22 protein-coding genes and 1 pseudogene are annotated in these 15,845 nt (G+C 40.5%); 6 read left to right on the top strand and 17 right to left on the bottom strand.

Translation table 11 applies throughout. From position 1 onward, the window contains the following. Positions 1-204: 204 nt before the first annotated feature. Positions 205-615, bottom strand: coding sequence for a hypothetical protein (locus IJJ71_RS11980; protein WP_296847316.1), 411 nt, complete (start codon positions 613-615; stop codon positions 205-207). Positions 616-664: 49 nt separating this feature from the next. Between IJJ71_RS11980 and IJJ71_RS14990 the strand changes: the two are divergent. Further along, positions 665-946, top strand: a pseudogene (locus IJJ71_RS14990) (helix-turn-helix domain-containing protein); the annotation flags it as partial. Positions 947-971: 25 nt separating this feature from the next. On the opposite strand, the gene IJJ71_RS11975 reads toward IJJ71_RS14990, so the two are convergent. The 3 genes from IJJ71_RS11975 to IJJ71_RS11965 all read right to left on the bottom strand — a co-directional run bounded on the left by IJJ71_RS11975 (position 972) and on the right by IJJ71_RS11965 (position 3,297). Beyond that, positions 972-2,021, bottom strand: a complete 1,050-nt coding sequence (locus tag IJJ71_RS11975) for a ribonuclease III domain-containing protein (RefSeq protein ID WP_296847315.1) — start codon at positions 2,019-2,021, stop codon at positions 972-974. Positions 2,022-2,061: 40 nt separating this feature from the next. Continuing rightward, complete coding sequence (locus IJJ71_RS11970; RefSeq protein ID WP_296847313.1) at positions 2,062-2,520, bottom strand: hypothetical protein; 459 nt, start codon at positions 2,518-2,520, stop codon at positions 2,062-2,064. A 75-nt stretch (positions 2,521-2,595) separates the two neighbouring features. Beyond that, on the bottom strand, positions 2,596-3,297 hold the full coding sequence (locus tag IJJ71_RS11965) for an ORF6N domain-containing protein (protein WP_296847312.1): 702 nt from the start codon (positions 3,295-3,297) through the stop codon (positions 2,596-2,598). Between the two features lie 135 nt (positions 3,298-3,432). On the opposite strand from IJJ71_RS11965, the gene IJJ71_RS11960 reads away from it, so the two are divergent. Beyond that, positions 3,433-3,837, top strand: coding sequence for a helix-turn-helix domain-containing protein (locus IJJ71_RS11960; RefSeq protein WP_296847310.1), 405 nt, complete (start codon positions 3,433-3,435; stop codon positions 3,835-3,837). A 244-nt stretch (positions 3,838-4,081) separates the two neighbouring features. Here the strand turns inward: IJJ71_RS11960 and IJJ71_RS11955 are convergent, their stop codons facing one another. The 3 genes from IJJ71_RS11955 to IJJ71_RS11945 form a co-directional block, all read right to left on the bottom strand. Then, a complete protein-coding gene (locus tag IJJ71_RS11955) occupies positions 4,082-4,690 on the bottom strand; it encodes an RQC domain-containing protein (RefSeq protein WP_296847308.1) in 609 nt (202 codons plus the stop codon). 435 nt (positions 4,691-5,125) lie between these two features. Further along, positions 5,126-5,671 carry a hypothetical protein gene (locus IJJ71_RS11950; protein WP_296847307.1) on the bottom strand — a complete coding sequence of 182 codons (546 nt, stop codon included), beginning with the start codon at positions 5,669-5,671 and terminating at the stop codon, positions 5,126-5,128. 174 nt (positions 5,672-5,845) lie between these two features. Next, positions 5,846-6,376, bottom strand: a complete 531-nt coding sequence (locus tag IJJ71_RS11945) for a hypothetical protein (RefSeq protein WP_296847306.1) — start codon at positions 6,374-6,376, stop codon at positions 5,846-5,848. A 195-nt stretch (positions 6,377-6,571) separates the two neighbouring features. On the opposite strand from IJJ71_RS11945, the gene IJJ71_RS11940 reads away from it, so the two are divergent. Next, the gene (locus IJJ71_RS11940) at positions 6,572-7,105 is read left to right on the top strand and encodes a DNA-deoxyinosine glycosylase (RefSeq protein ID WP_296847304.1); all 534 of its coding nucleotides are present in this window, start codon (positions 6,572-6,574) and stop codon (positions 7,103-7,105) included. Positions 7,106-7,171: 66 nt separating this feature from the next. Here IJJ71_RS11940 and IJJ71_RS11935 read toward each other — a convergent pair whose 3' ends face one another. The 10 genes from IJJ71_RS11935 to IJJ71_RS11890 all read right to left on the bottom strand — a co-directional run bounded on the left by IJJ71_RS11935 (position 7,172) and on the right by IJJ71_RS11890 (position 13,294). Next, positions 7,172-7,531, bottom strand: coding sequence for an arsenate reductase family protein (locus IJJ71_RS11935; RefSeq protein WP_296847303.1), 360 nt, complete (start codon positions 7,529-7,531; stop codon positions 7,172-7,174). Positions 7,532-7,533: 2 nt separating this feature from the next. After that, on the bottom strand, positions 7,534-7,890 hold the full coding sequence (locus IJJ71_RS11930) for an arsenate reductase family protein (protein ID WP_296847302.1): 357 nt from the start codon (positions 7,888-7,890) through the stop codon (positions 7,534-7,536). 105 nt (positions 7,891-7,995) lie between these two features. After that, on the bottom strand, positions 7,996-8,892 hold the full coding sequence (locus tag IJJ71_RS11925) for a GNAT family N-acetyltransferase (protein WP_296847301.1): 897 nt from the start codon (positions 8,890-8,892) through the stop codon (positions 7,996-7,998). 263 nt (positions 8,893-9,155) lie between these two features. Beyond that, positions 9,156-9,773 (bottom strand): DUF4143 domain-containing protein, encoded by a 618-nt coding sequence (locus IJJ71_RS11920; RefSeq protein WP_296847300.1) that lies wholly within the window; start codon positions 9,771-9,773, stop codon positions 9,156-9,158. Positions 9,774-9,954: 181 nt separating this feature from the next. Next, positions 9,955-10,458 carry a GNAT family N-acetyltransferase gene (locus IJJ71_RS11915; protein ID WP_296847299.1) on the bottom strand — a complete coding sequence of 168 codons (504 nt, stop codon included), beginning with the start codon at positions 10,456-10,458 and terminating at the stop codon, positions 9,955-9,957. Between the two features lie 8 nt (positions 10,459-10,466). Next, positions 10,467-10,829 carry a NifB/NifX family molybdenum-iron cluster-binding protein gene (locus IJJ71_RS11910; protein WP_296847297.1) on the bottom strand — a complete coding sequence of 121 codons (363 nt, stop codon included), beginning with the start codon at positions 10,827-10,829 and terminating at the stop codon, positions 10,467-10,469. A 65-nt stretch (positions 10,830-10,894) separates the two neighbouring features. Further along, positions 10,895-11,368, bottom strand: a complete 474-nt coding sequence (locus IJJ71_RS11905; RefSeq protein WP_296847296.1) for a GNAT family N-acetyltransferase — start codon at positions 11,366-11,368, stop codon at positions 10,895-10,897. Positions 11,369-11,370: 2 nt separating this feature from the next. Further along, complete coding sequence (locus tag IJJ71_RS11900; protein ID WP_296847294.1) at positions 11,371-11,847, bottom strand: NUDIX hydrolase; 477 nt, start codon at positions 11,845-11,847, stop codon at positions 11,371-11,373. A gap of 90 nt (positions 11,848-11,937) precedes the next feature. After that, positions 11,938-12,639: a DNA alkylation repair protein gene (locus IJJ71_RS11895; RefSeq protein WP_296847292.1), complete on the bottom strand. Its 702-nt coding sequence runs from the start codon at positions 12,637-12,639 to the stop codon at positions 11,938-11,940. 34 nt (positions 12,640-12,673) lie between these two features. Next, a complete protein-coding gene (locus IJJ71_RS11890; protein WP_296847291.1) occupies positions 12,674-13,294 on the bottom strand; it encodes a T9SS type B sorting domain-containing protein in 621 nt (206 codons plus the stop codon). A 77-nt stretch (positions 13,295-13,371) separates the two neighbouring features. Between IJJ71_RS11890 and IJJ71_RS11885 the strand changes: the two genes are divergently transcribed. The 3 genes from IJJ71_RS11885 to IJJ71_RS11875 form a co-directional block, all read left to right on the top strand. Then, complete coding sequence (locus IJJ71_RS11885; RefSeq protein ID WP_296847289.1) at positions 13,372-14,352, top strand: ABC transporter ATP-binding protein; 981 nt, start codon at positions 13,372-13,374, stop codon at positions 14,350-14,352. Positions 14,353-14,384: 32 nt separating this feature from the next. Further along, positions 14,385-15,218 carry an ABC transporter permease gene (locus IJJ71_RS11880; RefSeq protein WP_296847288.1) on the top strand — a complete coding sequence of 278 codons (834 nt, stop codon included), beginning with the start codon at positions 14,385-14,387 and terminating at the stop codon, positions 15,216-15,218. A gap of 6 nt (positions 15,219-15,224) precedes the next feature. Further along, the coding region (locus IJJ71_RS11875) for an ABC transporter permease (protein WP_296847286.1) at positions 15,225-15,845 on the top strand (621 nt) is incomplete at its 3' end.

Below are 15,845 nucleotides of genomic sequence, written 5' to 3'. Positions count from 1 at the left end.
AGTGTAGCATGAAAATGGGAAATTAGGAATGAAAAATATGGTATTAAAAGAAATAAAAGGGATTGGGTCGCAACCGCCGATAAGCGGCGGTCGGGCTATCCGCAGTTCCGCTATCGCTACAGCCGCTCACTCACTCGCTTTCGCTCGTTCAGCTTGCGGCCGCCTAACGGCGCTGCTACTATCCCTTGCGCGTAGCTGAGAGGGTTAATATGCCGTAACGGTTGGAACTATCGTGTACTGTTTTGCAGCTGTAAATCCCATAGTTCCATTAAATGCACAGAAATAATAAGTTTCACCAGGTGTTAAATCTTTTAGTATTACTGAATAATCTTGTCCTTTCTTTTTGTATGAACCTGCTACATATGAAAACTGTCTATTCGCACAAAATTTAATCACATCCTCTTTTGAAGGAACAACAGCAAAACTCATTTTCCATGAAAATTCTGCACTAGTAGAACAATCAACCTTTATGTACTGAGAATAAGGTGGAACTGTAAATTCCCAATAAAGCCCCTCCTGGTTTTGAATATAACTTTTCTCTAACACGAGAGTTTCTTGAGCGAAAGCACAAAAACCAATAAGCGTAGCAATAAAAATTGCAAATAACTTTTTCATAAAATCCTACTTAGATTTATGAGAGACTTTTGTAAACAATCTCAAGTATTACAGAAACCAAAAGGGAATTTCTCAAGAAAAACTTTCTTATGCAGTCGGAAAAAGTATCGCTTATATAAATCAGATTGAAAACAGAGATTCTTGGCCACAGCCTGAAATGGTGGATAAAATCGCCATCGCACTCGGAATTCCTTCTTCCGCTCTTTTTGAAGAAAACTCCTGCCCCGAGAACAAAAAAGCTGTGTTTGAAAGTAACTTCGGAAAATCAATTGAAGAAGAACTTCTTTCACGAATTGAGAAAGATATTCGGGAAGTATGCAAATTGGTGTAAATTTTTAAACAAAGGATATCTTATTTCAAAACGCTTCTTTTCGTAAAATCATCGCCCGCTTCAACAAACCGATTCCTCTCGATTGAATTGATTTTTCTTCCTGTTTTGACTTTTCTAACAAATCTAACATTGCCTTTGCCGCCGCTTGTTTTGCCTTTTTGCGAGTCGTTGCTTTTCCCGAAACTTGGTATTCGTTGTTATTCAGAGTTAGTGTACAAATCCAAAACAATTTTCCATTTTCGGCAGTTTGTGCAAAACTATAGTTCGGCTGAACGATTTCTTTTTTGATATATTTTAGATTCAATATTTCAACCGCTGTCGGAGATTTTTTTGAACTGTTTAAGATATTTGCCCCAGTTTGTTCAACAGACTTCTTTTTTGTGACATTCTGCCCTGTCAGATAAGTATATGCCGATTCTACCGCCGCATTTTGAGCTTCTTCCACTGTCTTGCCGTTTCCAACAAATAACCCATTAACAGATTGAAGTGAAACAGCACAATCATAACGACTTCCGCAGTTCCAAAAATAATATGTCGGTAAATCAAGTCCATTTGTATCACAATAATTCTGCAATTTTTCCGTAGCATTTTCCACCATTTTGTCATATCTTAACAATTCCGAAGCAACACGAGACAAAATATCCATGTTCCAGTTTGAATCTATTGCGACCGCTCCTAAAACCGACTCAATCAAATCACCTTTTTTGTTCTTTCTGTCATGTAAATGATAACCGTGAGCACGCTCTAGATAAGAATCGAATTCAAGGAGATTTGAGCAATGTGCTAGTTTCTCATTTTTAACCAAACGAGATTTCTCATCCGAAAGCTGACCTTCTGTTGCTGAAGAAACAAACTGTCCGTTAGCATCAACATGGCAAAACTCAGAAGCTAGATTCTTAACCACTGCAAGCCCCAGTACCGCATCACCGATGAATTCTAGAATCTGATAATTCTGTACCCGGTTCTGCGTGGCATCCGTGAGGGACGGGGAGACAAAAGCCTGCTTAAGAAGTACAGGATTAACAAACTGATAACCTATTTTCTGCTGAATCAGAGAAAGTGTTGTTTCGTCCATATCGTCACTGTAGAATTTCCAGCAAGCTGGCACAAGAAAATCATTGTAAAATTTCTCCCGCTCTTCGTTTTCTTTTTGAAGCCGTTGCCGCTACACTTGGCAATCGGTCACAATTTGTGACTGGTTGTGCTTTTGTTTCTACAACATCTTCTTTAGGTAGGTCCTGCTTTGTCATAAGAAAAAGATTATCTTCCTTTTCTTTAATCATTTTCACCCTTGCAACAGGCTTACCATTTTCCACGAGCAGGATTTGAGGGCATTTTTTCGCAGTTCTTCGCAAAGTTTCTGAGTTCAGTTCCGAAAGTTCCAGATGCTCCGCCATCATGTCAGCAAGTATTTGGTTCACCACATTATCTACGCTCTGATTGGACTTTTCGGCAAGTTGATTCAAATAGTCTATAACGATTGCATCCAATTCAAGTTCTGTATCAATCCAGCGCTCCAGCGGTGTGATAATTATCTCATCGAAGTTAATTTTTCCGCCTTTTGTAATTTCCATGTGCAACTCCTTTTAACATATCGCAATTTGCGATGAGTCATATTTTGAACTGGTCGCAAATTGCGACCAGTTACATCAATCGCTTGCAAATCCGATTTTTCGCTCAGATTTCGGCTCTTCAATCAGATTGTTTAGCACTTTAATAATCTGACTAATTTTTCTATCCTGCTCGGAGAACTTTTTGTCACAATGGTCGATGTGAAGCAAAAGTAAGCGACGAATTTCCGCAAGTTCAGCTTTATCATCCGTTTTGACAATCTGCGAACTAACATAATGTCGTAGCTGAACAAAAGCATTCATGATACGAATGCTCACTTGAACCGCAGTTTCACTACGCAAAACAGCCGAAAGCATGGCTACACCTTGCTCAGTAAAGACATAAGGGAGATATTGCCGTCCACCACGAGTTTCTTTTCTTTCTTCTCCATCGTCTAAGGTCGAAATTTGCGACCTTAGAGAATCATTTTCGCTGTTTAAGGTCACAGATTGTGATCTTAAAGAATCATTTTCCATTTTTGAGGTCACAGACTGTGACCTCAAAACTTCATCCGGCTTTGAGGTCGCAAATTGCGACCTCAAAAAATCGTATTCTTCAGAAGTAAGCTGAAACCGAAATTCTTCTGGAAATCTTTCCAAATTTCTTTTTACAGCTTGGTTAATTACTCTCGTCTCCACGCCATAAAGTTCCGCAAGGTCTCTGTCCACCATCACCTGCTTGCCACGAATGAGAAAAATCTTGCTTTCAACCAAAATCGGGGTAATATCCTCGTTTTTCATAGTCTGATTTTACATCGCCTGAAAACGAAAAACATTAAGTTACTAACTTAATGACAAAACTCAAAAATTGTGCTTCACTGCGAAAGTCTTCTACAAAACACTTGCCCTTTCTGAAAATGATTATTATCTTCAATAATGATGGCAACTTACAAAATCAGTCCAAATTTCTCAATTCCCGTAATTGATGTCCCTGCGACCTCAAAGAATCTCAAATCTTTGCGTGAAAGTCACAATATTACCGTTACACAGGTTCAAAAACTTTTGGGAATGGAGAATCCACAATCAATTTACAACTGGGAAAATTCAGAAAGCAAGTATTTGCCCCGTTTGGATAATCTTGTTTTTCTTGCAAAACTTTATGAAGTTTCAATTGATGAGTTACTTGTAATCAAAATGGAAAAAACAGATGGCATGGCTGTCTGTGAGCCGGGAATGCCGTTTGGGATTCTGCAAGAAACTTTGGAATTCATTACACAAACGGCAAATCCTGCTATGAAAATTGCTATTGAGAAGTATTACGAGATTTCACTTGGAGCATAATAAGATTGTCTACATTAAGGAGATTCCGACCTGTCGCAAAATGTTCACATTGTTATTAAAGTTGTGTTTAAAAAAATTACGCCGCTGATTGATATTCCAAGAGGTGTGAATAAAACCCAGCGTTAGGCTATGGAGCACCGTAGTTCCGAAGCGAACAAAGAGAGCGTAGGAATGAAGCGACAGCGGAAGTGCGGAACAGCCGACCCGAAAAGAGCGAAGCGACTGTAGGGTAACGCCCAAATATTTATTCTTGTTCTTGCTCGTTCTTTCCACGAATCTGATTTATCACCCCACCGATTTTGCCCGAAACTTTCTTTACCTCAACGATTTTCCATTCTTCAAGAAACGAGATAAAACTTTCGTTGCCGTTCTCCGCAATTTTATCCAGAAGAAGCAGAATCACCTGACGATTCCGGGTTTTCAGAATCTCGATGAAAGCCTTTCGCCTCTCCAAGTCCGAAATCTCGCACGTAATCTCACGGAAGTTCTCAAAAAGCTCGTTCGTGTAAGTTTCTTTTTCGATTTCCCAGCCAGCAGGAGTGAACACAATAAGCGGAAGTTTCTTCGAATATTCAATAGCGAGGTAGTCGTGCTCAATCGCCCAGTCCACACGGTTCGAGACTTCTTCCGCTGAAAGTTCGGAAAACGCACCATACGCAGGGCTTTTGTCCAGCTGATATTCCAGAATTTTCTTGTCCTTAGAGCCTTTCAGAATCTTGGTGAGCATCGACCGCCCGCCAGTCGCAATAATTTCGTCAGCTGCACGGAGAATCATACGCAATTCTTCATCTGGGAGTTTTCGGATTTTCCCGCTGTCGAGAGAGTAGGGAAATCGTTTTTGGTTTCGGGACATTTTTAGGACTCCTGCTGGTGAGTTTCTGGAAAAATTATAGCATAGGCAAAGGATTTTAGATACAATTTGATACATGGGAAAGACAACTGCAAAAGACCTGACCATCGCACAACTCAAAAAAATGCTGACTGAAAAATCAAAAGAAGAAATAATCTATTTTCTTGCAAATTTGTACAAATATTCCCCAAGTGTGAAGCAAGCCGTGAACATAAACTTCAATCCACAATATGGCGAAAAACTTCTGGCCGAAGCACAATCAAAAATCGACAAACTCTGCTTTCCGAACACAAAGAGTGGCATCCCATACAATTTTTCCATTTCGGGCATAAAAGCTATCGTAAAAGACTTCAAGAATGTCTGCAATGATGAAAAACTTATAGCCCGACTTAATCTCCACTGTGCAAAAGGCTGCCATCTCGACAGCCTTATTTTCAATTATTTAGACTTCCTTTCATACCCTTGTTTTTCAAGCCATGAAACTAACTCTTCAATTTGCTCTTTTGCCTTTTGTTCCTCTGGCAAAGAAATATCAAATTTTGAACGATTTTGATTGAAAATATCGGGCTTATATCTATAAGTTATCGCGTATTCAGCAGTATTTATTGCGCTACTATGTGATTTTCTTTCCTTATCTTTATAATAATCTTCGCTGGCAGTATTTTTAATTGCTTTTATCAAATCTGGAATATCTTTTGCATCTGCATCTCTAATTGCACATTGAAGTTCGTCAAAGTTTACTTCTGTTTTGTATCCATAATCATTAATTAAAATAGCTAGAGACTTCATAGCATTTTTAGAATTAGGGTTATACATTTCTTCAGTTCGTTTATTATTTTCATCCAAAAAATTAATTTCTGATTTTGGAATTTTCGGAATAACAAGTTTTATCATATTTTCATCAAGCGAGCGAAGCGTTGCTTTCACGGCATCTCCGCCATATATATGTCCTGAAACAACAAGAACCGCCTTATTTTTTATCAAAAGTTCAACAATTTTTGCGTTATTTTTTTCTATTGCTTGAACAATTGGAAGTGTCCTATATTCATCTGGCTGAAGATTTATATTTGCTCCAGATTTTATGCAAGCTTATGCAAACTGTAGAAAAAGAGCTGATTCGCTCACTAAGGGAAAATTTTGTGTTGTAAGATTTTCTTCTCACCCCAAGAACTTTACATTTTCGAACAAATCATCCAGTACTACCTGAGCCTGCACACGCTCGCTGTACATTCCGCTTGTAAGTCCGTAAGTCGTAATCATAACAAGCTGCAGGGCTTTTTTGGTTTTCGTTACGGTGCGAAAAACGGACATCTTTTTGCGGACTTTTTCATCGTAATCTTTTGTTATCTGATATTCGCTCTGGTAAAAAGTATTCTGCTTTCGTTTTCCAAAATACGGATAGGCACGCACGAAGCCAGAGTCAACGAGATTGTGCAGGATTTTTGTAAGCTTATCGTTGTCTGCAAGTTTTGTTTTGAGGGCTATCTCGCTCCTGGTAAGTCCCTGCCGTTTTTCGGAAAGTGCTTCAACGACTTTAGTGTAATTCTCGCTGCTAGAAAAGAGCGTGCTGTAAAGATGGTCGTACTCGTCCCAAAGTTCTGCTCGCTTTTTGAAAAAAAGATTGTCGATGTTTGCGTCAAAAGACAGGCTTTTATCAAAAAAATGATTAACCAGAAAAGTCTTGCCCACACGACGTCTGCCATACAAAATGACAAGTTGTGCTTCCTTTGGGGTGTTTTCTTATGTTTTTAGAAAGTTTTCACCCATCTATTTTTGTTTTTGAGGATTCACAATCTCCCCCTCAATCTCCGAATGCATTCTCAGATTTTGAAGTATTCAGTATTTAGGAAAATTTTTATAAAGTTTCCATGCTATAATTCCCACATGGAAAAATCTTCCTTCGTCACACATCCACTTGCACCGGTCTGGTCGCCCGAAAGCACGGTGCTTCTTTTGGGAACCATGCCTTCCCCGGCGAGCAGGCAATTCGGTTTTTACTACATGCATCCGCAAAACCGATTCTGGCGTGTTCTTCCAGCTGTTTTTGAGGAAAAGCTTTCCCTTGCGAACAACTCCCCCGACACGCAAAGTGCAATTACCGAGCGGAAAGATTTTCTTTTGCGGCACAATCTTGCCCTTTGGGATGTTCTCGCAAGCTGTCAGATTAAGGGAGCCGCTGATTCTTCGATTAAAAAAGAGATTCCGAATGATTTTACTGAGATTTTCGCAAAGTCAAAAATCCGCCATGTCTTTTTTACTGGGAAAACGGCGATGGCTCTCTGGAAAAACCACTGTACCGACATTTACGAGAAGAAATTCGGACTCAGCTGTACCTGTCTTCCTAGCACAAGCCCGGCAAATGCACGCTTCACGATGGAAAAACTTGTCGAGGAATATAAGATTTTACTGTCCTGCTGAAGTCGGGCACTTTTGTTGTCGTGCCCACTTTGTTTCAGCATCTATGTTAGCGCTGTAAGTCGAAGTCTATTTCCAATTTTCCCAGACTTTCTGCGCCATTCCCACGGTGGCATCAGTCTTGCCGTTTCGGCAAATCGGCTGCTTCAAAAGTTTTGCCTGATTTTCAAAGAGTTTTTCTTCTTTTTCGCTGTCGTCAAGATATGCAATCGAAGCATAATCTTTTGATTTCTTGTCAATCATTGCCTCAATCGCTTCTGCACGACCGCCTTCCGTTCGGGCAATCGCACTCACAACCGAGTCAAACTCACCCTCGCTCATTTCTTTTTCTTTGAGGTCAACGAACTGAAAAGCAATCCGTCGTTCCTTGAAAAATCTCTGCGCGCTCTTCGTATCAAAAGATTTATTTGTTCCAAAAATCTGAATCATGGTTATACTCCCAAAACTTCCTTCCATTCCGCTTCTTTAAAGCCAGTACAAACTGCATTATCTGTCACAAGCAATGGCCTTTTTACAAGCATTCCGTCACTTGCAAGAAGTTTGAACTGTTCGTCCTCGCTCATGCCGGGCAATTTTTGCGAAAGATTCTGCTCGCGGTACAACATTCCGCTTGTGTTGAAGAACTTTTTGAGCGGAAGCCCGCTTTTTTTGTGAAGTTCACGCAAAGTCGCCTCATCGGGGTGGTCGCCTTTGATGTCAATTTTTTCGTATTTCACGCCGTTTAAATCACACCAAGCCAACGCTTTTTTGCAGGTCGTGCATCGGTCGTAACAGTAGATTTTTGTCATAGTTCCTCCTTTAAGTCTATTTTTCCTCTGTTTATTTTTTTCGAATCTCCAGTGAAAGCTTATCTTTTGCATTCAAATCAGAAACCGCTTTCAATCCTGTTGGATTTACCGACATTTTCTCTTCTCCCAATAATCCTTATAAGCATACCCGTCCAGGCTGCCAATCAAAAATTCCTCAGACTTCACGAATCCGCGCGCCTCAAAAGCTGCCATACGCTCGACCGCATAGACAGGGACTTTCGTAATAAGCCGCTCCGTGCCAAAAAGCTCATAAGAGTCCTTTTCAATAAGGCCTGCAATCTCTTCAATTACATCGCGATTTTCATAATCACTCCGCAAATCAAGCCGCAAAACCGCACAATGATTAAAATAATCGTCTGCCTCTCGGTGAAAAAGCTCTATCGTGCCAACAACTTCCGCGCTCGCCTTATCAATCACCGCCCATCGCACAAACCATTTGCTCTTATATGATTTGAGCCAGAAATCCACAGCCTGATTCATCCTTTCAATCGTCGGATAATAAAAATTGTCGCCATGACAGTTGTCGCTGTTAAAAAAAGGAAGTGCATTTTTGTCGCTGTAAACTTTGAGCAAATCCGCCGCGTCCTCTTCTTTCACAAACCGCAGAAGATATTTTTCATTTTCAAAACCCGGAACAGATTCATAAACACTTGTCATAAAATTCTCCAGCACGGAAGGATTATTCTTGATAATCGCCCCGACTTTCTCGCAAGATTCCATCTTCCCGCATTTTCCGCAGTTTTCGATTTTCTTGCTCAAAGCACATTGTCGTATCGGGCAAAGCGATTCACAGTAAGGCGTTTTTACTCCGTCAATCCTGCAGCCAGTGCAGTTTATCATTTCTGGAGTGATTTTAACACCGTTCAGTTCCGACCATTTTCTTGCAACTTTTCCACGAAGTCCATCATCATTATTCACAGTCGCAAGCCGTGCCTCACAAGTTTCGCAATCAAGTCCACAATATGCAATAAAATCGTTCATTTTTTTCCTCCAGTTATCTGCATTTTGCATTCCCAATTATATTATTCAACAGTCCATTCCGTCCAATCAATATGATTATACTGCATCACATCATCAGACTTTTTCATTCCAAGGCTTTCGTAAAAAGGAATCGCATTTTCGTTTATAAAATCTTTCTTTTGGATATTGTGAACCTAAATTCGTCCGCTTAAGAAAATCAATATAATCTTCCGTCATCTCACGAAGAAAAAGTCGTTCTGTTTCTAATATCATATTTTCCTGCCCTAAGACAAAAGCAAATCTTTTTTATGCAAAAGAAAATCTTCAATATTCAAATGAATTATCCCGTCGTGTGAAAGATCCATCTTATCAAGCGAAAGAACATACTTTGGTGAAGCATCTTTTATAGGTTTGAAAGCCTCGAATTCTCTTCGGATTATTTCTTCAGTCGGCATAAGATAAGAAACCTGAATAAAGCATTTCTTATTTCCGTCAATCGCAACAAAATCAATTTCACCTTTGTATGTTTTTCCCGTATAAACCGAATAACCTCGCAAAATTAACTCATTGTAAATTATATTTTCCAAAAAAAAAGTATCTTCATAATTTACAAGATTCGTATTGATTGTCCTGAATCCCGAATCGATTGCATACTGTTTTTCTATCGTCTTTAAGATTTCTTTTCCAACAATATTAAATCGCTTTACTCTGGAAATAAGATATGCCTTTTCGAGTTTTTCAAGATAATTGTAAATTGTCTTTTTTTCAAAATTTTTTTTGTTTGCTTCGTTAGTATTATTATAGAAATTCACAATATTCTGTGCGGAAAACTCTTTCCCGGCATTTGAAAGGATATATCCAGAAATCGTATTGAATTTATATTTTTCCAGAACGGCGTACACCTGTTAGGACTTTGATTAAATCAAGCTCGTAATATTTTCGTATTTGAGAGAGGTATATTTCTCTTTTTATCTGAACCATATAAAAGATTTTACACTAATTCAAAAAAATTACAAGTTTGTGTAAAATGTTTTTTATATTTTCCTTTTTCCGTGAATGTATAAAAGTGCTGTTTTCTTCGCTTTAGATTCCCTTTTCCATCAGATAAAACAGCCCTTTCCGCCAGTTTGCTTCTCCTGTTTTGTGGTAGCCCGCATGCTCATAAAGCTTTAGAGAGAAAGGATTTTTGCTGAACACATCGAGGCGGATACTCTGGATTCCAATTTTTGAGAGATTTTTTTCTATATGAAGCAAGGTTTCTTTTGCAATTCCACGGTTTTGGAAATCCGGGTGAACGCAAAACCTGTGAATAACCCGGTAATCACCGTCTACGCTCCACGAAGCTTTTTTGTATTCTTCATCAGAATCTTTGTTCAAGGCATAAATTACGGCAATCCGCTTTTCCCCGTTTTCGCAAATTTCTCCTGCAAAAAGAGAATTTGATTTTATGTCATTCAAAAAATCTTCGCGGACAGGATAAATTTCATCCCACTGAGGAATTCCGTGTGAGTCCATTTCAGTTATCGCGGATTTTATGAGCGAGCAGATTTCGTCCAAATCAGATTCTGCTGCAAGTCGGTAGTTCATATCCAGAATTAGTTGTGATGATGCTCGCCGTGGTGATGGTCACACTTTGCGTCAAAATTGCCTTTAAGCTCACCTTTTGCAAAAAGAGCGGCAGCTTCATCTGCAGAGCCTGTAATTCCTGGAACTTCTTTGAGGCCGGCTGCTGCAATTGCATCGATGGCACCCTGTCCGCGGTTTCCGAGAATCAAAGTCTCGACTCCAAGATTCTTTAAATATGGCGGGAGCGCGTGATGTCCGTTTCCGCCGTTATCAATTACTTCCGAAGAAACGATTTTTCCGTCCTCAATTTCATAAATCTTAAAAAACTGAGTTTTTCCAAAATGCTGGAATACATTTCCAGTGTCTTTTTCATAAGTCGCTGCGATTTTCATGTTGTCATTTTATAGTGGAGTAGGGGATGATGTCAAACTTCGGGAATGAACAAGCTTCTGAAATTTTACCTCAGCTCCAGTACCATCCCTTCGGCATTCTCGCAGAATCCAAGCTTTTTATAAACCGGACGGCCAGCTTGTGTCGCGTCAAGGCTGATTTCTGTCACGCCGCGAGATTTTGCTTCTTCAATAAGACTCTCAATCATCTTCTGCGCGATTCCCTGACGGCGGTAATTTTTGTTCACATACACATTCATCAAGTGCGCGCGCTTTCCTGTGGGATGGTCGAATGTTGGCATAATCGTGATATAACTGATGGATGCGCAGCCGATGATTTTTGATTCTTTTCCGTCATCGCCAGAATCAATTGCAAGAACAGTTGTCTGGTCGCCGTTCAGAAAATATTCGCGGGAACAATCAACAAGAGTTTTGCTGAACTGTGCATCGGGCGGCAAATCATTCACTTCGCGAAGCATTTCCAGCCGCACGCTCATCAAATCTTCAATATCATCTTCCGTCGTTTTTTTGATTTGAATCATTTTTAGTCCCTCGTAACAAAATTCAGGACGCCAGTTTCTTTTGAAAAATCTGTTGTCTTGAAAAAATCCGGGTACAAAGTTTTTCCTTCACAATCCGACAAATCAATCCATTCAAGGAACTCACCGTTCGGACCGCCGTCAGTATGATGTCCGCTCGGAATTGCCGCAATCTCATCAGTCAGCTTAATCAAAAAGAAAATTGAAATCTCATGAAAAGGAAGACCGTCGTCATCCTCAAAAAAATTCTCGTGAATGGCAGCCATCCGCTCAATTTTGCAGTCAAGCTCGGTTTCTTCTTTTAATTCACGCAAAATCGCTTCTTCCGCACTCTCGCCAAAATGTACTCGTCCGCCGACAGAATACCAGAATTCACGCTTTTCGTTCGGATTCCGTGCCATCAAAATCTTGTTTCCATTTCTGATAATCGCACCAACACGATAATTGAATTTTCCTTCGTTTGTTTTAAATGTACAGTCCATTTCACTTCTCCAATTTTAATTCATAGTTTAAAAATAAGTGGGATTCTGATTAACGGCATGATTTCCATGAATCTTTAATTTTTTATCAACTCAGGCAGAAATTTTCAGGCTTCTCAAATATTCTTTATGCTCGTCGGACACGCGGAAACTTTCAATCGCTTTCTGAATCGCCTTATTGTGAGTCCAAGCCTCAAGCCGCTTTTCCTCAAAAAATGGAATTATCGCATCCCACTGCTTTGCAAGAGCAGTCGCAAAGTACCATGCGGCCATCATTTTAAGATAATAATCCTCATCGCCGCCTTTTTTTTCCATGCGGGAAACCACCAGCTCCGGATATTCCTGCTTGAAATCCTCGCCCAAAAATTCATTCATAAGCATTCTCATTCCGTAGCGCGAAGTGTAAATATGAGCGGAAGAAATCCACTTTTTTATGTAAGGCAAAACTTTCTCATGGTTTTTCTTGAAGATTTTCGGGCTTGCCTGGTCGCAAACTGGCCAGCAATCGACATACGGAAGGAATTTTTCGACCTCGGACACACATTTTTCAAAATCCCTGATTTCCGCAATCACAAAAAAATGAATCAGATTTTCTTCAAAATATTCATGCGGAAGTTCTTTCAAAAAGGCCTCGGACAAATCCGCATCTTTCGAGATTTTTTTTGCAATATCACGCAAGGCCGGAGTGCGCACGCCAATCATTTTTTCCACAGAAAATCCCGGAACCAGCTTAATCTGAAAATCCCGGTATTCCAAATCCTGCAAAGCAAACAACTCTTCAACGACTTTTTTCATGAAAAACCCCCGGCCAAGCGCAGAATCACATTTTTTACTTTATTGCGACGGCTTTTACGATTTTAAGTGCCGTGGTAAGACCTTGTGTATCTTCGTGAATTATGCCATCGCTTCCATCCAGCGAACCAGTTCCTAAAAAAGAAAGCTTGATTTCGCCGGAAGAAAAATCTGCCGGAATTTCAGCTCCGTATATGACAGACGGCTGGCCATTTACGCCGCTATTTTTTTTGGTGTAAGAATCGTTATAGTCAAAGCTCGTGTTGAATTCTGCCCTGATTCGCAAAGGAACTTCCTCAAGTTCTGTCTTGAAAATGATTCCGCCTTTCGGGGTTGCGCTTGTCACGGCATCAAGTTTTTCGCTGTCAGGAGAGTCAGCCTTTTTCTTCGCGCTCTGATGCTTTGATGAATGATACCAGACAGGAAGCGACTCAGGCCTGCCTTCTTTCGGACTGAAAATCCAGCTTTTTTTGCTTGCCCGTGATGTCACATACAGCGTCCGCAAAAAAACACCATCCGCAGTTTCAAGCCACACGGCAAACTGCGGCTCCTTTTTTTCTTTCCAATGCTCTCCGGCACCAACTGACACTGTAACCTCTTTTGCAGATGCCGCAAAAAACATCGACATCAGCGTAAAAATCAAAACAAATTTTTTCATAAGATAATTATATCAAATTCTGGAAAGCAGAATCAAATTTGTTTGTCTCGGTTTTGTTTTTTCAATATAATTCAATAATGATTGAGATAAAAAGTCTTACAAAAGAATTCAAGACTGCCGTGCGTAAAGAAGGCGTTCGCGGCATGTTCAAGACACTTTTTTCCACAAAATATGAAGTAAAATCAGCCGTGAACAATATTTCCCTCAAAATAAATGACGGCGAAATGGTCGGCTACATCGGCTCAAACGGAGCCGGAAAATCCACGACCATCAAAATGATGTGCGGCATCCTCACACCAACAAGAGGCTTTATCGAAATCGACGGTGTGGAACCCTACAAAAAAAGGAAAATCATCGCATCAAAAATTGGTGTCGTTTTCGGGCAGAAAACTCAGTTATGGTGGGATATTCCGCTCATCGAATCATTCAAGGTCTTAAAAGAAATCTACAGGATAAGCGACAGCGACTATCAGGAACGGCTCAACTTTCTTTACGAAGTTCTCGGTATTAAGGATTTTGTGAATCAGCCTGTGCGAACCTTAAGCCTCGGCCAACGAATGAGGGCTGATTTGGCGGCGGCATGGCTTCACAATCCGAAGATTTTGTTTTTGGACGAGCCGACAATCGGACTGGATGTTCTGGTCAAGGAAAAAATCCGCAACGCAATCAAGATGATGAACGAAAAATTCAACACGACCGTAATCCTCACGACCCATGACATGAAGGATATCGAGGATTTGTGCAAGAGAATCATCATAATCGACAAGGGAAACATCATTTACGACGGCACACTTGAAAATGTAAAATACCGCTTCGGCGATCTCCGTACTTTGACCGTGACCCTGCGCAATAAAAAAACGGACAACGAGCTTTATAACTACGAAGGAAAGCTGAAATTCCTGCGCGATGAAGAAAATGAGAACAAGCTCATAATCAAATTCAATGCTCAGGAAATAACTCTCGAAACTGTAATCAATTATGCCTTCAATCAGCTCGGTGCGACGGACATGAAAGTTGAGGAAATCGGTATCGAAGATGTCGTGAAACGGCTTTTGTAAGCAAGTTTTCGCCGAGTTTTAGGGGAAAATATATGTTCAAAAAATACAAACCATTTTTCAAGGCCGGGGCAATGGCTCAGATGGCCTATAAATTCAACATTCTCAGCTGGTTCATAATTTCTTTCCTCGAATGGAGCTGCCTGATTTTCCTTTGGTTCTCCGTATACAAGGCAAGCGCATCGGGGATGGAGTCTGTCATCAACGGATTCACTTTCAAGGAAATGATTGTCTACACTGTTTTCATCAACATCCTCACATTCGCGGTCTTCGTGAACGAGACTTTCGACCAGATAAGCGATGAAATAAAAGACGGAACAATCGCAATCTCCTTCATCAGGCCGATTTCTTACAGGGGCAGGTTCATTGCGCAGAATCTAGGAATGGTAACGACGGTCTTTTTGATTCTGGCACTTCCCGCGATTATAATCAGCCTGATAGTTTTCACAAAAATCGGCTTCTTATCTTATCCGAACCACCAAATTCTGATACGAAGCATTATTTTCTTCCTTTTTATGACCTTTTTCGCCGTCCTCATAAACGATTCAATCAGCTACATAATGGGAATAATGTGCTTTTACACGACCCAGGCTTTCGGACTGAACCAAATGCGCGTCGTCATAATAAATTTTCTTGCGGGCGTTCTAATTCCTGTCTCATTTTTTCCAGGTAAATTCCGGGATATTGTAAATGCACTTCCGTTCGCAGGACTTGCCCAGAACCCGATTCTGATTCTGCAAGGAAAAACCGGGCTTGGCAAATCTTTTTTTATGCTCGCAAAAAATGTCCTTTGGCTCATAGTTTTTGAATTCTTAGGCTGGCTTTTGTTCAAGACCGCAAGCAAAAAAGTGACAGTTCAGGGAGGATAGAGGAATATGAATTATCTCAGGCTTTATTGGATTTACCTCAAACGCTCGTTCGTCGCAAAAATGGAATTCAAAATGGATTTTTTCCTCGGCACGGCCGGCTTTTTTATAGAAAACCTCGCTTATATTCTCGCAGTATTCTTTATCGTGAACTCAATTCCAAGTCTTAATGGCTGGAATATGTATCAGCTGGGATTTTTGTACGGATTTACTCTCATGCCGATTGCCATAGACCATCTTTTTACGGATGAACTCTGGCGAATCGCATATTTCCGTGTCGCGCGCGGCGATGTTGACTGCTATTTCCTGCGTCCGGTGAGCGTTTTGTTCCAGATTATTGCCGAACGGTTCCAGCCGGATGCCCTCGGCGAGCTTGTCCTCGGAATCATAATGATGGCAGTTTGCGGCCCAAAGTGCAGCATCGTCCTGACATGGGAGCTTATCATCCTTTTTATCACGGCGACTTTTTTCGGCGCGCTCTGCATCACATCAATCAAGATTTTTGCATCAAGTTTCGCATGGGTTTTCAAGCGGTCGGGCTATATCGTCCAGATTCTCTACAATTTCCGCCAGTACGCGCGCTATCCGCTGTCGATTTTCCCGAAAGCAATAAAATTCATGCTGATTTTT

Source organism: Treponema sp., assembly GCF_017430385.1.
Lineage (GTDB): Bacteria > Spirochaetota > Spirochaetia > Treponematales > Treponemataceae > Treponema_D.
The sequence above is the reverse complement of the archived record's forward strand: the minus strand, read 5'-3'. Positions and strand labels throughout refer to the sequence as shown.

Excerpts from the sequence above, each read along its gene's own strand:
- IJJ71_RS11980 (WP_296847316.1), bottom strand. The coding sequence starts at position 615 with ATGAAAAAGTTATTTGCAATTTTTATTGCTACGCTTATTGGTTTTTGT.
- IJJ71_RS11890 (WP_296847291.1), bottom strand. The coding sequence starts at position 13,294 with ATGAAAAAATTTGTTTTGATTTTTACGCTGATGTCGATGTTTTTTGCG.
- IJJ71_RS11930 (WP_296847302.1), bottom strand. The coding sequence starts at position 7,890 with ATGACAAAAATCTACTGTTACGACCGATGCACGACCTGCAAAAAAGCG.
- IJJ71_RS11895 (WP_296847292.1), bottom strand. The coding sequence starts at position 12,639 with ATGAAAAAAGTCGTTGAAGAGTTGTTTGCTTTGCAGGATTTGGAATAC.
- IJJ71_RS11925 (WP_296847301.1), bottom strand. The coding sequence starts at position 8,892 with ATGAACGATTTTATTGCATATTGTGGACTTGATTGCGAAACTTGTGAG.
- IJJ71_RS11885 (WP_296847289.1), top strand. The coding sequence starts at position 13,372 with ATGATTGAGATAAAAAGTCTTACAAAAGAATTCAAGACTGCCGTGCGT.
- IJJ71_RS11940 (WP_296847304.1), top strand. The coding sequence starts at position 6,572 with ATGGAAAAATCTTCCTTCGTCACACATCCACTTGCACCGGTCTGGTCG.
- IJJ71_RS11975 (WP_296847315.1), bottom strand. The coding sequence starts at position 2,021 with ATGGACGAAACAACACTTTCTCTGATTCAGCAGAAAATAGGTTATCAG.
- IJJ71_RS11935 (WP_296847303.1), bottom strand. The coding sequence starts at position 7,531 with ATGATTCAGATTTTTGGAACAAATAAATCTTTTGATACGAAGAGCGCG.
- IJJ71_RS11905 (WP_296847296.1), bottom strand. The coding sequence starts at position 11,368 with ATGATTCAAATCAAAAAAACGACGGAAGATGATATTGAAGATTTGATG.
- IJJ71_RS11915 (WP_296847299.1), bottom strand. The coding sequence starts at position 10,458 with ATGAACTACCGACTTGCAGCAGAATCTGATTTGGACGAAATCTGCTCG.
- IJJ71_RS11900 (WP_296847294.1), bottom strand. The coding sequence starts at position 11,847 with ATGGACTGTACATTTAAAACAAACGAAGGAAAATTCAATTATCGTGTT.
- IJJ71_RS11960 (WP_296847310.1), top strand. The coding sequence starts at position 3,433 with ATGATGGCAACTTACAAAATCAGTCCAAATTTCTCAATTCCCGTAATT.
- IJJ71_RS11910 (WP_296847297.1), bottom strand. The coding sequence starts at position 10,829 with ATGAAAATCGCAGCGACTTATGAAAAAGACACTGGAAATGTATTCCAG.
- IJJ71_RS11965 (WP_296847312.1), bottom strand. The coding sequence starts at position 3,297 with ATGAAAAACGAGGATATTACCCCGATTTTGGTTGAAAGCAAGATTTTT.
- IJJ71_RS11955 (WP_296847308.1), bottom strand. The coding sequence starts at position 4,690 with ATGTCCCGAAACCAAAAACGATTTCCCTACTCTCTCGACAGCGGGAAA.
- IJJ71_RS11970 (WP_296847313.1), bottom strand. The coding sequence starts at position 2,520 with ATGGAAATTACAAAAGGCGGAAAAATTAACTTCGATGAGATAATTATC.
- IJJ71_RS11880 (WP_296847288.1), top strand. The coding sequence starts at position 14,385 with ATGTTCAAAAAATACAAACCATTTTTCAAGGCCGGGGCAATGGCTCAG.